This window comes from Amylibacter marinus, assembly GCF_030160015.1.
Taxonomy (GTDB): Bacteria; Pseudomonadota; Alphaproteobacteria; order Rhodobacterales; family Rhodobacteraceae; genus Amylibacter; species Amylibacter marinus.
Map to the genome: position 1 here is coordinate 432,984 of NZ_BSNN01000002.1, position 15,637 is coordinate 448,620.

Genomic DNA, 15,637 nt, shown 5'->3' on the forward strand with positions numbered 1-15,637 from the left:
ATGACACAGCCTCAAAAATTGAAAAAACCCGGCCTTATTTCGCGCCTCAGAAGCAATTTCTTTACCGGTTTGGTGATTGTACTTCCGGTAGCCCTGACGATTTGGATGATTTGGTCTTTCATGGGGTTTGTGGACAACCGCGTTCTGCCTTTGGTACCCAAAAGCTATAACCCGCAGTCTTATATTGATTTCAATATTCGAGGCTTTGGTGTGGTGTTCTTTTTGCTGTTTACCACAGTGATTGGCGCGCTGACCAAGGGGTTGTTTGGGCGTTCCTTGGTGCGTGTAGGCGAGCGCTGGGTTGACCGCGTGCCTGTGGTACGCTCGATCTATAACGGGGCGAAACAACTGGTAGAGACGATCACCAATTCCACGGATGCCAATTTCGAGAAGGCCTGCCTATTGCAATACCCCAGACAGGGGGTTTGGGCGATTGGGTTTATCTCTAAGACCACTGGCGGTGAAGTATCGGATAAATCTGGTGCCGCCCCCATGTACAGCGTGTTTCTACCAACTACACCCAACCCAACCTCGGGGTTTTTGCTGTTTGTCCCACAGAAAGATGTGGTGGTTTTGGATATGGATGTGGAGACCGCGGCGAAATTGATTATCTCTGCGGGTATCGTTGAGCCGCCAACCGCTGCTGAGATTGCGGCTGGCAAGACTCTAGCGCCCAAGAGCGATGATACGCCTACCAAATGATGACCGCTGTTTTAACGGGGTTCTTTACGGCCCTTTCGCTTATTTTGCCAATTGGCGCCCAGAATGCACTGGTGCTGCGCCAAGGGCTGGCAAAGTCTCATGTTTTCTGGACATGTATGTTCTGTGCGCTTAGCGATGCTATTCTAATCTGTGCTGGCGTGGCGGGGTTGGCCAGCGTGATGGCGCGCTTTCCCAACCTGCCATTTTACATGACGTGGGGCGGGATTATCTTCTTGGTTTCCTATGCCGCACTGCGCCTGATCGCGGCCTATCGCGGGCAATACGAGGCCGAGATTGAAGGCAAGCCACGCAGCCTGCGCAGAATTATAGCAACATTGGCCGCCGTTACATGGCTGAACCCACATGTCTATCTGGATACAACGGCGCTGCTGGGAACGGTATCGTTGCAATTTGAAACTGTCCCTTTGAAAATCGCCTTTACGTTGGCGGCCGTCAGCGCCTCGTTCGTTTTCTTCTTCACCGTGGGATATGGGGCGCGCTTGGTCGCCCCCGCGTTCAAATCGCCCCGTGTTTGGCGATACTTGGATGTGGCAATCGCCGGCGTGATGCTGGCGATTGCGCTTGGGTTATATGTGAGCCTAGCGGCCCATTAGCCTATTGTTCTAGCCACCATACATCGGGCAGAAAACCGCTCCAGTCGCCATACATCGGTAGGCGGTCTGGGAAGTTCAGCTCTTTCTTATGGGCCAGTCGAGAAACCTCGGAATACCACAAAGGCACAACATAGCGCCCGCTGGTCAGAATGCGATCCAATGCTTTGGTGGCCGCTACCGAATGTTCTGCGCTGTCGGCAGTCAGCATTTTTTCCACCATGGCTTCGGCGGCGGGGCTGTTCATGCCCATATAATTACGCGTACCAGGTGTGGTGATACCATTGGCGCCCCAGTACAGGGTTTGCTCGTTCCCAGGTGACAAAGACAAGTACCAGAAATTGTATATCATATCAAAATCATAGGCCTTGCGACGCTCGTTATAGGCGGCACTATCTACCAGCGTTATGCGGGTGTTAATGCCCAATCGTTTCAGGGCATCGGCGTAGATATTGAATACACCTTCGGTCTCAATTCCACCGACAGTGCCCCCAACCTTTAGCAAGACTTCGATCTCGAACACCTCGCCCGCCTCGTTTTTCAGAACGCCCTCTTGGATCGTCCAGCCTGCGGCGGCCAGCTGTTTCATTGCGACGCGCAGGTTTTTTCGATTGGCCTCGGAACCATCAGAAACAGGCAGACTATAGCCCTCGATCGCACCGGGGATCAGCTGATCCCGATAGGGCTCTAACAGCTCCAAAACCGCGCCTTGTGCCGCATCATGAGACATGCCCAATACCGAGTTCGAAAAATAAGAACTAGAGCGTGGCGCATCCACCGAATTTCGATTGCGCACGATAAACTCATAGTTAAATGCATGGATTAATGCATCGCGCACACGCCAATCGGCGAATTTATCCTTACGGGTATTAAACACGAAGCCTTTCATGCCCGAGGGGCGCGCGTGGGGCACGATAGATTTCACCACATCACCGCGCTGAACCGCAGGGAAATCATAGAGCTCGGCCCATTTTCCTGCATTGCCCTCGCGGTGCCAAGATGTATCGCCTGCCTTAAATGCCTCGAACAAGACATTGCCATCGCGGAAATATTCGTAGCGCAGGGTATCCGCATTATGGCGCCCCGCATTCACCGCCAAATCTTTGCCCCAATAATCTGGATTGCGGCTAAATTCGATAAAACGGTTAGGTTCAAAACCAGAGACGACATAAGGCCCAGATCCGGTGACGACATCGAGGCTGCTGTCCTCGAAAACCCGCCCTTCCCAATCGGCCTTACGCAAAATCGGGCGCAATCCCATGATCAACGGTGCCTCGAAGTCCACCACATTAAAAGTGAACCGCACACTACGATCCGCTGTTTTCTCGGCGGTTTTTATTTTCTGCCAAGCGCTTTGATAGCGAGGGTGCCCTTGGGTTCCTAAGGTCTCAAACGACCACAGAACATCTTCGACTGTTACGGGGGATCCATCCGAAAACTGGGCCTCTTTTCGCAGGGTAAACTCTACCCATTCGCGATTCGGTCCAGTTTCGACTGATTCTGCCAACAGACCATATAGCGTAAATGGTTCATCATAGCTGCGCATCAACAACGATTCGACCGTATGCGCGCGCACCCCCCACGGGGCCTTCCCCTTTAAAATATAGGGGTTCATTGAATCAAACCCGCCCTTTTCACCAAAAATAATTTTGCCGCCTTTGGGGGCATCAGCGTTAGCGTAGGGCAACGAAGTAAAGTCTGAGGGCAATGCAGGATCGCCATACATAGCGATTCCATGTTGGGGTTCAGCCCAAAGCGATTCCCCAGACATGGCGAAAACAGCGGCCAATACGCCGAGCGATTTTATATTTAGTGTCATCTACGCAACAACTTCCCTTGGATTCGTTCGATTTGTGCACAACAATACCCCGCCTTTTTCAAACTTCAAATTTTTCCTTGGTAATTCAGCGCCCAATCGCCTATAAATATTTTACTGCTCGATAGGTTTCTTGCCTGTATGAAACCTGCCTCAAGACTTGGCGCCCTCTCACGAGGGCGTTTTTTTTTGCACATAGGCGAGTTTGGGGCTGTTCTCGTCATAAAACTGTTATCAAGATCGGATTAAAGGTGAGTATGAATGTACTTATCCTCTGCACAGGCAATTCTGCCCGCTCTATTCTGCTCGAAGCGATATTTGATCACTTCGGTGCGGGACGTATCACCGCGCATTCGGCGGGCTCTCAGCCCACGGGTGTTGTAAATCCCGCAGCACTGGCTCTTTTGAAATCGAAAAAATTTCACACAGATCGTTTCAGTTCTAAATCATGGAATGTTTACTCTGGCCCACATGCACGGAAAATGGATCTGGTTATAACCGTTTGTGGTAATGCTCGAGACGAAGAGTGCCCCTTTTGGCCTGGTGCACCCCTGCGGACGCATTGGGGGGTCGAAGACCCTGCTGCGGTTGAAGGCCCGCCAGAAGAGATCGAGAAAGCGTTTAAAACCGCTTATAAAATTTTGAAAAACCGCGCCAAACGGTTCTTGGAGCTTGATTTCGAAACCATGACTCGTGCAGAACTGATGCGGGAACTAGAGGAGATTGGCACCTTGATGCCAAAAAAATAGCAGTGGGTACAATGGATAAATTCATCGCAGAGCTTCTAGGCACGGCGTTTTTGCTGGCCACTGTTATTGGCTCTGGGATCATGGGGGAAACCCTAGCAGATGGGAATACAGCTATTGCGCTGTTAGGCAATACAATCGCTACGGGGGCAATTTTATATGTGCTGATCACCATTTTGGGGCCGGTTTCCGGTGCACATTTCAACCCGGTTGTCACAATTGCCTTTTGGATCAAGGGTGAAATATCGACACGCCCTGCGCTTGTTTACATAGTTGTTCAAATTTTGGGCGGAATTATCGGCGTTTGGGCGGCACATTTGATGTTCGAGCAACCCATATTTCAGGCCTCGCAAAAATTGCGTGCTGGGCCAGCACAAGGGTTTTCAGAGATTGTCGCGACCTTTGGGCTCTTGATGGTGATTTTTGGTGGCATACGTCATCGCCCCGATCAAGTGGCAGGCCTGGTTGGTTTTTACATCACCGCGGCCTATTGGTTTACGGCCTCGACGAGCTTTGCCAATCCGGCAGTGACCCTAGCGCGAACGCTATCGGATACATTTGCGGGGATAAATGCCTTAAACGCACCGATGTTCGTTATCTGTCAGATTGTCGGTATGTTCTGTGCTTTGTGTGTAGCACGGTGGGTTTTTCCGCCAAGCGATGCCTAACGCACCTTGCAACTGTCTGATCTTTGGCGCACATACAGATTATGACAAAAATCGATATTATTTCTGACCCGATTTGCCCATGGTGCTATATCGGCAAAACCCGCCTTGATCGCGCCCTAGAGGCCCTGCCCGAGCATGATTTCATCATCGAGTGGCATCCATTTCAGCTGAACCCAAGCTTTCCACCCGAAGGCATGGATCGGCGCGAATACCTAGAGCATAAATTCGGTGGCCCAGAACAGGCTGTAAAGGTTTATTCTCAGATCGACCAAACAGCGAAAGATACGGGCCTGGATCTAAATCTGGCGGGTATAAAGCGAACGCCCAACACCATTGATGCCCACCGCTTGATCCATTGGGCCGGTATTGAGGGCAAACAAAATGCTGTGGTGGATCGCCTATTCAAGGCTTTTTTCAAAGAGGGGCGCGATATTTCCGAGCATTCTGTTCTGGTGCGTATCGCTAGCGGTGCGGGCATGGATGGCGATGCGGTACGCCGCTTGTTGGAATCGGATGCTGATACCGATGATATCCGCGCGCGCGATGCAGATGCCCGCAAGAAAGGTGTCAGCGGGGTTCCCTGTTTTGTTGTGGCAAACCAATATGTTGTCCAAGGCGCACAGCCCCAAGAAATGTGGGAAAATGTAATTCGCGAAATCAACGAAAAAGCGGCCGAAAGCCACGATGGGTAGGCGCTTAGGCCAGCGCGAGTTCGTCGCACTGATCGCGTTTCTTTTTTCAATGATCGCAATTGGCACAGATGCCATGCTGCCTGCCCTACAACAGATGGGGATGGATTTAGGCGTGGTAGAGCGCCGCTGGGATCCGGTGATTATAACCATATTCGTTTTAGGCACTGGCGTTGGCCAAGTGTTTGCAGGCCCCCTGTCGGATGCATATGGGCGTAAGCCGGTTTTGATCTCTGGACTTGGCCTCTTTGTCCTCGCCAGCATTTTTTGCCTGTTCACAGCCAGCTTTACCCATTTGTTGATTGCGCGCTTCATTCAAGGGCTTGGAATTTCAGCGATCCGATCCGTGGCCATTGCCCTTGTACGTGATGTTTACAAAGGCCGTGAAATGGCCAAGGTTATTTCACTAGCGATGATGCTTTTTGTCTTGGCCCCAACAATAGCGCCATTTTTAGGGCAGACCTTGATGCTGGCCTTTTCGTGGCGGGCAATCTTTTTCGTTTTTGTATTAACCGGTTTACTGGCGATCCTTTGGTTAGGTTTACGCCAAGAAGAGACCCTGCGCGTAGAGGGGCGCATTCCACTGTCTGTCCCGTCCCTAAAGGACAATACAATAGAGGTGTTAAGCCACCGGAGAGTTCAAATTTCGTTGATATGTCAATCCTTGGCCTATGGTATTGTCTTTTGTTACATTTCATTGGCCCAGCAAGTCTATGTCGTCTGGTTGGATGTCGGGACTGATTTCCCCCTATATTTCGCCATCACATCTATGATCGCATTGTTCGCAAATGCCCTAAATGCACGACTGGTCGAGAAATTGGGAATGTGGGTTATATCCACCTCTGCCCTACTAATCTTGTTTATATTTTCGGGCGTGTATGCGGTGTTGATCTGGGGCGGTCTGATATCAGCAGATCACCTACTGTTCAGCTTTGTGTTCTGGTCTTGTTTTGCATTTTTCATGAATGCGCTTTGCTTTGGCAATTTAAATGCGCTGGCCATGGAACCGATGGGGCATATGGCTGGGATGGCGGCGGCGATCACTGGCGCTATTTCCACCACATTTTCGGTGCTTATCGCCATGTTCGTGGGGTGGCTCTACAATGGTTCTGGTATCACATTGGTGCTGGCGGTTGCCTGCCTGTCGCTCTTGGCATTTTTGGCAAGCCTCTTTAACCCGCGCAAAGTTTAGCGCGCAGGGTTATTTTACTTTGGCGGCCTTTTTGGCCTCTTGCACCATCACGGCAAAATCGCGGGCAATGATATAGGCACCTTTCACCTTTTTATCATCATTTGGCCAATCTCGGCGCACTACGATCTTGTTGTCCTTCACCTTGGCGGTGCCATTGGATTTGGTGAGATATTGCGCCAGCCCCGCAGGATTGGCGAATTTATCTCGGTGGAATTGAACAACCGCCCCATTTGGGCCGCCGTCTAGTTTTGCAATACCCGCCGCACGACACAGCCCCTTGATACGCACAACCTTCAACAGGCTATCGACCTCTGCAGGCAGGCTGCCAAAGCGATCAATCAGCTCCGCGGCAAAGCCCTCTAGTTCTACCTTCTTGGCAAGGCTGGAGAGGCGGCGATACAGCCCCAAGCGCACATCCAAGTCAGGCACGTAGTCCGTGGGAATGACCACAGGTACGCCAATGTTTATCTGTGGAGACCAAGAGCCCTCGTCTACCAAACCCTCTGCGCCGCCAGATTTGATCTTGGCAATCGCCTCTTCCAACATTTCTTGGTAGAGCTCATAGCCGACCTCGCGCACATTGCCGGATTGCTCTTCGCCCAACAGGTTCCCTGCCCCGCGAATATCCAGATCCTGAGACGCAAGCGTAAACCCAGCCCCCAAGCTATCCAATGAGCCAAGTACGCGCAGGCGTTTGGTGGCCGCGGGTGTTAAAGGCTTGCGCGGGCGGGTGGTTAGATAGGCATATGCACGGGTTTTAGAGCGCCCAACGCGGCCGCGAATTTGATAAAGTTGTGCCAACCCAAACATATCTGCTCGATGAATGATAATCGTATTGGCCGTGGGGATATCCAGCCCACTCTCGACAATGGTGGTGGCCAGCAAGACCCCGTATTTACCGTCATAGAAGGCATTCATGCGGTCATCCAGCTCGCCTGCTGCCATCTGGCCGTGTGCCACCACATGGGTGACCTCAGGCACTTGAGTTGTGATAAACTCCTCGATCTCGGCCAAATCGGAAATGCGCGGCACCACGAAAAAGCTTTGGCCACCGCGATAATGTTCTCGCAGCAAGGCCTCGCGTAGGGTCACCGTATCAAATTCGGAAACATAGGTGCGAATGGCAAGGCGATCCACCGGCGGTGTACCGATGATCGACAATTCGCGCACACCAGACAGAGACATCTGCAAGGTTCGCGGAATAGGCGTGGCGGTCAGGGTCAACACATGCACATCGGATCGCAATTGCTTTAGCCGCTCTTTATGGCTGACGCCGAATTTCTGTTCTTCGTCGATAACCAAAAGGCCCAAATTAGCAAAGCTGACGTCCTTGGCCAGTAGCGCATGCGTGCCGACAATAATTTCAACTGCTCCGTCGCGCGCCGCTTGGCGGTTTTTCTTCATCTCGGCCGCACTGACGAAACGGGATAATTGACGCACCCGAATGCCCGTACCGCGGAAACGTTCCGCAAAGGAATTATAATGCTGACGCGCCAACAATGTGGTGGGGGCAATCACCGCCACCTGTGTGCCCGCCGCCGCTGCCACAAAGGCCGCACGCAAGGCGACCTCGGTTTTGCCAAATCCCACATCACCACAAATCAAACGATCCATAGGCGTACCCGACCCCATGTCGGACAACACGTCCTCAATGGCATTCAACTGATCATCGGTTTCTGTGTAGGGGAAACGCGCACAAAAGCGATCCCATTGATCTTGGGGCGGTTCCATCACCTCGGCGCGGCGCAAGGCGCGCTCGGCGGCGATGCGGATCAATTTGTCCGCCATCTCGCGGATGCGTTCCTTTAACTTGGCCTTTTTGGCCTGCCATGCTCCGCCCCCAAGCCTATCCAGCATGCCCGTTTCATGGCCAAATCGTGACAGCAGTTCGATGTTTTCAGCAGGCAAATACAAACGAGCATTATCTGCGTATTCGATTTGCAGACAATCATGGGGCGCCCCTGCGGCGGTGACAGTTTCCAAACCTTGATAACGACCAACCCCGTGATCAACATGGACGACCAGATCGCCCACAGATAGGCTAGCGGCCTCGGTCAGGAAATTTTCGGCGCGCCGTTTGCGTTTTGCACCACGAATTAGGCGATCACCCAGAACGTCTTGCTCAGATATCACCGTCAGGCCTTTGCCCTCGAACCCCTGCTCTAATGCCCAGACCACCACAAATACGCCACCGGTTTGTGTCAGCGGTATATCGCGAAAGGCCCCGACAGCGGTGGATTGTATACCCTGATCTTCTAGCAAGTTTTTCAATCGCTCGCGCGCGCCTTCGGAAAAGGACGCTAGTATCACTTGTGATGATTTACGTTTTTCGGTGATGTGATCAGCCAGTGTTTCAAACAAGCTGATGCCGTCATCTTGGCGTTCCGGAGCAAAGCTACGCCCCAAGCGCCCGCCAAGGTCGGTAACGGCCTGACCTGTTGGCTGTGGCAAGACCACCATGTTGCGTGTCAGCAATGCGCCGCTGTGTTCGGCGAATTTCTCTGGCGATAGATACAGTAAATCCGGGGTAATAGGTTTGTAAACGGTGTCCAGTTTCGCCTTGGATTTCAGAGCCTCGGCGCGGGCCTCATATTGATCGTTTATGCTATCCCAACGCGCGGCCATAGCAATCTGGGTATTCTCGTCACGAAACACTGTTACATCTGGCAGGTAATCAAAGAGGGTCTCCATACTGTCATGGAAAAAGGGGGCCCAGTGCTCTAGGCCTTGATGCTTGCGCCCTGCCGATACGGCCTCGTACAGCGGGTCATTGTTACCCGCCGCACCAAATTCAGTGCGGTAGTTCTGGCGAAATCGCGTGATCGAGGCCTCGTCTAGAATCACCTCGGAAACCGGTGCGAACTCAACCTTGGATAGCTTTTCAACCGTACGCTGGGTGGTTGGATCAAAGCGGCGCGCGGATTCGAGCACATCCCCAAACATATCTAGGCGCACAGGGCCAGTTTCACCGGGGGGATATACGTCAATAATACCCCCGCGCACCGCATAGTCCCCAGGTTCGGTTACCGTGGGTGTTTGCACAAAACCCATACGGGTGAAATAGGCGCGCAGCTTGGCATCATCCACGCGGCCAGTTACCGATGCCACAAAGCTAGACCCCGCCATCACTGCGCGACTGGGTAGGTATTGTCCCGCACCAGCAACAGTCGTGAGTACGACAAAGGGGGCCGGATAATCCCCTGCCAATGCCGCCAGGGCTGCCATGCGTTGCGCCGAGATGTCAGAATTTGGCGAAACCCGATCATAGGGTAGACAATCCCATTCAGGAAAGATCAACACCGGAATTTCGGGGGCAAAAAACCACAACGCACGGCGCATTGCCTCTAGGCGCTTGGAATTGGCTGCGATGAACAGCGCAGATTGATCAGAATCAAGCACAAATTGCGATAAGATGCGCGCATCGTAGCCCTCGGGCAGGCCAGACATGGTGACAGATGACTGTTTGGAGATTTTCATATCAGCGATTTATCCAACCTTTATGGATGGTGCAAGGGACACTAGATACCCGATTGTGAAACCCCGTAAATGCTGATCACTGTTACACAAAACATCCCCAGAAATTGCTTGTGCTTTTGGTGGCGGAAATAGGCCTGAACCAAGGGTTGGCCTGATAAACCACCCTGCATCAATTTTCGCGCGAACCGCAGGGCAATAACTTCTGCGATTACCACAAAAATCAGCAGCAGAAACATCGCCTGCAAAACCTCGAAATCGAAGAGAAACCCAAGAGTGCCCATTGTGGCAAGCAGAAAGGAAATGAACGCGACGAAAATCACACCATAGCTGTCAAAACTAGCGCAGAACCGGCGCGCATTGATCGCCAGTAAAATCTCGAAATCTTGTATGTTTTGCTCTGAATCCCGCCACGCTGCGCGGGCAATACTTAGGGGAACGCCGACAGACACATAGGTGATGCGCGACCATGTAACCGCCAGAAACAGCCAATACCACAGATTGAAGAAACTGCCTTCGTTTAGGATTTTAACCAGATCAATAGTCATGCGCGCCTGTATTTCGATGTTTTGAGAAGAGAGCGAATCCCGTTTTCTCTTGATTATCATTGCGAGTTTAGGCCAAACCATTGGGAAACAAAATCGAGAATCTGATGCCCTTTGAAACTGCTCCCTTTCCCATGTCCCGTCCGCGGAGATTACGCCAATCTGATTGGATGCGTCGGCTGATCAGCGAAACCCAATTGTCCGTGAATGATCTGATTTGGCCGTTGTTTATTACCGAGGGTACGAATGTGAAGGAGGAAATCCCCTCGATGCCAGGTGTTTATAGGTATAGCATCGATTTGGCGCTAGAGGCCGTGAACGAGGCCGCCAATTTAGATATCCCCATGGTGGCCCTATTCCCCCATACGGATGCGGCCCTAAAAACCCCCAGTTGTGATGAAGCCTTTAACCCTGACAATTTGGTCAGTCGCGCAACCCGTGCGATAAAGGCGGCGATCCCCGATATTGGTGTGATGTTGGATGTGGCCTTGGATCCCTATAATTCTGATGGGCATGACGGGATTGTACGCGATGGGCAGATTTTAAACGACGAAACCCTGTTTGCACTAGAAAAACAAGCTCTTGCCCATGCCGAGGCCGGTGCCGATGTATTGGGGCCCTCGGATATGATGGATGGGCGCATAGCCGTTATCCGCCAAGCACTAGAACAAAACGAATTCCAAAACGTATCTATCATGGCCTATTCAGCCAAGTTCGCCTCGGCGTTTTATGGCCCGTTTCGCGATGCGGTTGGCGCATCCGGGGCGCTAAAAGGCGATAAGAAAACCTATCAGCTGGATCCCGCCAATAGCCGCGAGGCCATTCAGATGGTCGCGCGCGATCTGGCCGAGGGCGCGGATATGGTGATGGTGAAACCCGGCATGCCCTATTTGGATATTTGCCAGCGGGTAAACACAGAAATAGGCGCACCTTGCTTTGCCTATCAGGTATCGGGTGAATATGCGATGATTGCTGGGGCGGCAGACAACGGCTGGATCGATCGCAACAAGGCGATAACAGAAAGCCTGCTGGCGTTCAAACGCGCGGGGTGTAGCGGTATTTTAACCTACTTCGCTGTGGAATTTGCCAACATGCAAGAAGATTTCCTGTAAGCACCTGCAGTTTTCTGCCGATCACAGGGATGCTAGGTGACAGCGCCGTGCAAATCCTTTATATTAAGGGTGAAATTCGCCACAGAGCGAAACAGGCAGTTTACAGGAGTATCCTCATGAGTATCTCTAACCGCAGAGACTTCATTCTTTCGTCTGGTGCCGTGGTTGCGGCGTCGGCACTGGCCAGCCCTGCGTTGGCCGCATCGCGGGGTAAAATTGATCGCCGCGTTCGCAGCGCAATCAACGTCATCCGCACACAAATGCCGCAGGTCTCTCGATTATATGATCAATCCGCAGGTGTTTTGATGATGCCACGCGTGCGTCGCGCTGGGCTTGGATTTGGCGCGGCATATGGCGAGGGTTCTTTGCTGATTGGCGAGACCCCCGTTGATTACTACTCGGTGGCCGCCGCTTCTTTTGGGCTACAGTTTGGTGTTCAGCAATATTCATCTGCACTGTTCTTTTCCGACAGCGAAAAGCTGACCAAATTCCGCCGCCAAGATGGCTGGACTGCGGGGGCAGATTTAGAATTCACCGTTTGGGATCAAGGCGATACCATCGATATTGATACCAACACCGGATCTGACCGCATTTATGGCGTGGTGTTTAGCCAAGAGGGGCTGCATCTGGGTGCCACCCTTGAAGGATCGAAATATTCGCGTATTTCGCGCTAGTTTCACATGCCTTAGCGCCACGCTATGCGCGCTAAGGCATTGATTTTAAGCGCAAGAATTTCTGATAGCATCCATATTGCGCTGATAATCCGCAGGGGTTCCCCCCTTAAACACCGCAGAACCAGCCACCAAGACATCCGCGCCGGCATTCCAACACAATGGTGCAGTATCGGGTGAAACCCCACCATCGACCTCTAGGTAAATTGGACGCTCGCCAATCATTTTGCGTGCGGCGGCAATTTTGTCCACCACAGAGTGCGTGAACTTTTGCCCCCCAAAACCGGGATTGATGGTCATCACTAAAATCAAATCGATCTTATCCAAGCAATATTCGATCACCGACAGAGGTGTGGTAATATTCAGCGCAACCCCCGCCAAGGCCCCCTGATCGCGAATGGATTGTAGCGATCTGTCCAGATGCGGCCCCGCCTCTGCATGTACAGTGATCACATCAGAGCCAGCCTTGGCAAAGGCCTCGATATAGGTATCGGCAGGTGAAATCATCAGATGCACATCCATCACCGTTTTTACATGCGGGCGAATCGCGGCCACAACATTTGGGCCAATGGTTAGATTAGGCACGAAATGACCATCCATAGGATCCACATGTATCCAATCCGCGCCCTGTGCCTCTACATCGCGAATTTCCTCGCCTAATCGGGCGAAATCCGCCGAAAGGATCGATGGGGCAATTTTTAGCGGGCGTTTCGGGTCAAATTTTGGGATCATTGGGGGCCTCTTGGCGGTTAGCGATGCGCGATGTTTACTGATGGCAAAGCGTTGCGTCTACTGTCAATTATTTATCCGTGGCGCGTTGCGACAACTAGCCTCGGCTGATATGAGGAAATGATACGTTTCGGAGCAGAGAATTTGGGCCATATATTTCGTTGGTTAATGCGCGGTTTTTTAGCATTGGCGATGCTATCTGTGCTTGCTGTGGTGTTGGTGTATTATTTCGCCTCGCGCTCGGTTCCCGATTACACACAGAGCTATACTGTTCAGAACCGCATTCAAGGCATTGAAATTGTGCGAGATAACAAGGCGGTACCCCATATTTTTGCCCAGAATGACGCGGATGTGTTTTTTGGGTTGGGTTTTGCACATGCACAGGATCGTTTGTGGCAAATGACATTACGACGGCGCACTGCTCAGGGTCGGTTATCGGAAATTTTCGGGGCCGAAACCGAAGAGGTAGATGCCTTTATGCGCCGCTTGGATATTTATGCACTGGCGCGGGTTTCGGCGTCTGATCAACCTCCGGAGGCCCGTAGCGCCCTTCAGGCCTATGCAGATGGGGTAAATGCATGGATCAAGACTGTTCAGGGCAATGCACTAGGACGCGGCGCTCCTGAATTTTTCCTGTTTCAACCGTCTATCGCCCCTTGGACTCCTGCAGATAGCATTGCACTGTTAAAACTTATGGCAGTCGAGAGCAGTAAGCATTTGCAAACAGATATCCTGCGCGCGCGTACCAGTATAACTATTGGCGCAGAATTATTACACGACATCATGCCCGAAGACCCCTCTGAGGGCAAAACCTCACTGCCAGAATATGCGCAGATGTTTCACGTCCCGCGCACCCAAATCGCCGCCCTGCCCGAACGCCATGATTTACATCCTGTGAAACCATTAGGCTTTGCGGGGGCATCAAATGTTTGGGCAGCACAGGGCATTAGAACCGCGGGCAAGGCAAGTCTGTTGGCCGTTGATCCGCACAATGCCCTAAGCGCCCCCTCACAATGGATGTTGGCGCGGCTAGAATTGCAATCAGGTGGCGTGATTGGCGCAACCATTCCCGGTATTCCGGTGATAATGGCCGGACGCAGTGATAAATTGGCATGGGGCATGGCGGCCAGCCATCTGGATGACTTGGATCTCTATGTGGAACAGTTAGATCCACAAGATCCGACCTCTTACAAAACCAGCACTGGGTTTAAAAAATTCAAAACCCGGCAGGTGATTTTAAAGATCAAGGATCAAAAGAGTAAAACACTTGATCTTCGCTGGAGCGATAACGGGCCGGTTTTACCACGCAGCAGTTTCGGGCTGGAAGAGATCACCCCTAGAGACCACGTGGTCTCGCTGCGCTCTACGGCGCTAGGCCATCAGGATAAATCTCTGGCCGCGTTGATCGCCTTGATGATGGCCCCCAATGCCAAAGAGGCGCGCAATCTATTTGTGGATTACGAGGCACCATCGCTTAACTTAGTGGTGGCGGATTCTGATACAGTCGCACTACAATTGATCGGCAAGGTACCATCGCGCCGCTTGGGCCATATCGGACAAGGGCGCATCCCCTCGCAGGGTTGGTTACAGCGCAATCAATGGAAGGGGTATTTCCCATTTGAACAAAACCCCTTTGATTTAAACCCCAACAGCGGCATCGTAGCCAACACGAATAACAAAATTACAGAGGCCGCCTTCCCACATCATATCAGCCATTCCTGGGGCGATAGTTACAGGTTTCAACGGCTAAGCAAGCTGCTGACAGAACGAAAAATCCACACCAGAGACAGCTTTATGGATGCGCAGCTGGATACCATCAGCTTCTCCGCCCGCGCGCTCTTGGCCCTTGTGGCCAAAGAGTTGTGGTTCAAAGAGGCCCCCGCCCCCGTAGGCACGCCGGCGTACCACAGAAAAACCGCGTTAGAGCTGTTGGCAAACTGGAATGGCCGCATGAACGAACATGACCCAGAGCCGCTGATTTACGCCTCTTGGATGCGCCATTTCCAGAACTATCTAATGCGGGATGAACTGGGCAAATTGACCAGCGAATTCGCACAGGTTAACCCTGTATTCATCGAACGCGTAATGCGCGATATTGATGGCGCCAGCGTCTGGTGCGATATTCGCCAATCCAGTCGTGTTGAAACCTGTACCGAGATCGCGCAATCTGCGCTGGATGCTGCACTATTAGAGCTGATCACAGATTACGGAGACCGCATCGAAAGCTGGCGCTGGGGACAGGCGCATCAAGCCCGCCATGACCATCCAATTTTGGGTCATATTCCCCTATTGGCATGGGTGACGAATATCCACCAAGACACATCTGGGGGCGATCATACATTGATGCGTGGTTTGACCAAAAATATCGGTGACGCACCCTATACAAATATCAATGCGGCTGGGTTTCGTGCCTTGATCGATTTCGCAGATTTAGAAAGCTCGCTGTATGTGGTGTCAACAGGCCAGTCAGGGCACCCTCTGTCGCGCCACTATGATGATTTGGCACAGTTGTGGCGCCGAGGTGAATATATCCCAATGTCGCTGGATCCCGATCTGGCACGCGCGGGCGCTGTGGGGATTACAACCGTGATGCCTAAGGCGAACTAACTTAGATCCCTCTAATTTGTTTCAATAAAGAGCCCATATAAATTACATGGCGCGCAAGATTAAGTTCCGGAGTTT

General features: G+C 52.1%; 13 protein-coding genes. 9 read left to right on the forward strand and 4 right to left on the reverse strand.

All coding sequences use genetic code 11. The features are described from left to right. Together QQL62_RS02975 and QQL62_RS02980 are read left to right on the forward strand one after the other, a co-directional pair. Positions 1-702 carry a DUF502 domain-containing protein gene (locus QQL62_RS02975; protein WP_284376035.1) on the forward strand — a complete coding sequence of 234 codons (702 nt, stop codon included), beginning with the start codon at positions 1-3 and terminating at the stop codon, positions 700-702. Next, positions 699-1,316: a LysE/ArgO family amino acid transporter gene (locus QQL62_RS02980; RefSeq protein ID WP_284376037.1), complete on the forward strand. Its 618-nt coding sequence runs from the start codon at positions 699-701 to the stop codon at positions 1,314-1,316. The genes QQL62_RS02975 and QQL62_RS02980 overlap by 4 nt, the downstream gene beginning before the upstream one ends. A gap of 1 nt (position 1,317) precedes the next feature. On the opposite strand, the gene QQL62_RS02985 is transcribed toward QQL62_RS02980, so the two are convergent. Continuing rightward, positions 1,318-3,132: an extracellular solute-binding protein gene (locus QQL62_RS02985; protein WP_284376040.1), complete on the reverse strand. Its 1,815-nt coding sequence runs from the start codon at positions 3,130-3,132 to the stop codon at positions 1,318-1,320. Between the two features lie 254 nt (positions 3,133-3,386). Here QQL62_RS02985 and QQL62_RS02990 point away from each other — a divergent pair, with 254 nt between their 5' ends. Genes QQL62_RS02990 through QQL62_RS03005 form a run of 4 tightly spaced genes read left to right on the forward strand, consistent with a single transcriptional unit; the run spans position 3,387 to position 6,424 of the window. Continuing rightward, the gene (locus QQL62_RS02990) at positions 3,387-3,878 is read left to right on the forward strand and encodes an arsenate reductase ArsC (RefSeq protein WP_284376042.1); all 492 of its coding nucleotides are present in this window, start codon (positions 3,387-3,389) and stop codon (positions 3,876-3,878) included. An 11-nt stretch (positions 3,879-3,889) separates the two neighbouring features. After that, the gene (locus tag QQL62_RS02995; RefSeq protein ID WP_284376045.1) at positions 3,890-4,543 is read left to right on the forward strand and encodes an MIP/aquaporin family protein; all 654 of its coding nucleotides are present in this window, start codon (positions 3,890-3,892) and stop codon (positions 4,541-4,543) included. A 41-nt stretch (positions 4,544-4,584) separates the two neighbouring features. Then, entirely contained in the window at positions 4,585-5,235 is a 651-nt protein-coding gene (locus QQL62_RS03000) for a DsbA family oxidoreductase (protein WP_284376047.1), read from the forward strand. After that, positions 5,228-6,424 (forward strand): multidrug effflux MFS transporter, encoded by a 1,197-nt coding sequence (locus QQL62_RS03005; RefSeq protein WP_284376050.1) that lies wholly within the window; start codon positions 5,228-5,230, stop codon positions 6,422-6,424. The genes QQL62_RS03000 and QQL62_RS03005 overlap by 8 nt, the downstream gene beginning before the upstream one ends. A 9-nt stretch (positions 6,425-6,433) precedes the next feature. Here the strand turns inward: QQL62_RS03005 and mfd are convergent, their stop codons facing one another. Both mfd and QQL62_RS03015 read right to left on the reverse strand, forming a co-directional pair. Continuing rightward, positions 6,434-9,901, reverse strand: a complete 3,468-nt coding sequence (gene mfd / locus QQL62_RS03010; RefSeq protein WP_284376054.1) for a transcription-repair coupling factor — start codon at positions 9,899-9,901, stop codon at positions 6,434-6,436. Between the two features lie 41 nt (positions 9,902-9,942). Further along, on the reverse strand, positions 9,943-10,446 hold the full coding sequence (locus QQL62_RS03015; RefSeq protein WP_284376057.1) for a hypothetical protein: 504 nt from the start codon (positions 10,444-10,446) through the stop codon (positions 9,943-9,945). Between the two features lie 104 nt (positions 10,447-10,550). On the opposite strand from QQL62_RS03015, the gene hemB reads away from it, so the two are divergent. Next, entirely contained in the window at positions 10,551-11,555 is a 1,005-nt protein-coding gene (gene hemB, locus QQL62_RS03020; RefSeq protein WP_284376059.1) for a porphobilinogen synthase, read from the forward strand. A 116-nt stretch (positions 11,556-11,671) separates the two neighbouring features. Continuing rightward, entirely contained in the window at positions 11,672-12,229 is a 558-nt protein-coding gene (locus QQL62_RS03025) for a lipid-binding SYLF domain-containing protein (RefSeq protein ID WP_284376061.1), read from the forward strand. Positions 12,230-12,274: 45 nt separating this feature from the next. Here QQL62_RS03025 and rpe read toward each other — a convergent pair whose 3' ends face one another. After that, the gene (gene rpe / locus QQL62_RS03030) at positions 12,275-12,958 is read right to left on the reverse strand and encodes a ribulose-phosphate 3-epimerase (protein WP_284376063.1); all 684 of its coding nucleotides are present in this window, start codon (positions 12,956-12,958) and stop codon (positions 12,275-12,277) included. Positions 12,959-13,075: 117 nt separating this feature from the next. Between rpe and QQL62_RS03035 the strand changes: the two genes are divergently transcribed. Continuing rightward, a complete protein-coding gene (locus QQL62_RS03035) occupies positions 13,076-15,562 on the forward strand; it encodes a penicillin acylase family protein (RefSeq protein ID WP_284376064.1) in 2,487 nt (828 codons plus the stop codon). Positions 15,563-15,637 lie beyond the last annotated feature (75 nt).

Coding starts and splice junctions, on each gene's coding strand:
- QQL62_RS02975 (WP_284376035.1), top strand. CDS start 1: ATGACACAGCCTCAAAAATTGAAAAAACCCGGCCTTATTTCGCGCCTC.
- QQL62_RS02980 (WP_284376037.1), top strand. CDS start 699: ATGATGACCGCTGTTTTAACGGGGTTCTTTACGGCCCTTTCGCTTATT.
- QQL62_RS02985 (WP_284376040.1), bottom strand. CDS start 3,132: ATGACACTAAATATAAAATCGCTCGGCGTATTGGCCGCTGTTTTCGCC.
- QQL62_RS02990 (WP_284376042.1), top strand. CDS start 3,387: ATGAATGTACTTATCCTCTGCACAGGCAATTCTGCCCGCTCTATTCTG.
- QQL62_RS02995 (WP_284376045.1), top strand. CDS start 3,890: ATGGATAAATTCATCGCAGAGCTTCTAGGCACGGCGTTTTTGCTGGCC.
- QQL62_RS03000 (WP_284376047.1), top strand. CDS start 4,585: ATGACAAAAATCGATATTATTTCTGACCCGATTTGCCCATGGTGCTAT.
- QQL62_RS03005 (WP_284376050.1), top strand. CDS start 5,228: ATGGGTAGGCGCTTAGGCCAGCGCGAGTTCGTCGCACTGATCGCGTTT.
- mfd (WP_284376054.1), bottom strand. CDS start 9,901: ATGAAAATCTCCAAACAGTCATCTGTCACCATGTCTGGCCTGCCCGAG.
- QQL62_RS03015 (WP_284376057.1), bottom strand. CDS start 10,446: ATGACTATTGATCTGGTTAAAATCCTAAACGAAGGCAGTTTCTTCAAT.
- hemB (WP_284376059.1), top strand. CDS start 10,551: ATGCCCTTTGAAACTGCTCCCTTTCCCATGTCCCGTCCGCGGAGATTA.
- QQL62_RS03025 (WP_284376061.1), top strand. CDS start 11,672: ATGAGTATCTCTAACCGCAGAGACTTCATTCTTTCGTCTGGTGCCGTG.
- rpe (WP_284376063.1), bottom strand. CDS start 12,958: ATGATCCCAAAATTTGACCCGAAACGCCCGCTAAAAATTGCCCCATCG.
- QQL62_RS03035 (WP_284376064.1), top strand. CDS start 13,076: ATGATACGTTTCGGAGCAGAGAATTTGGGCCATATATTTCGTTGGTTA.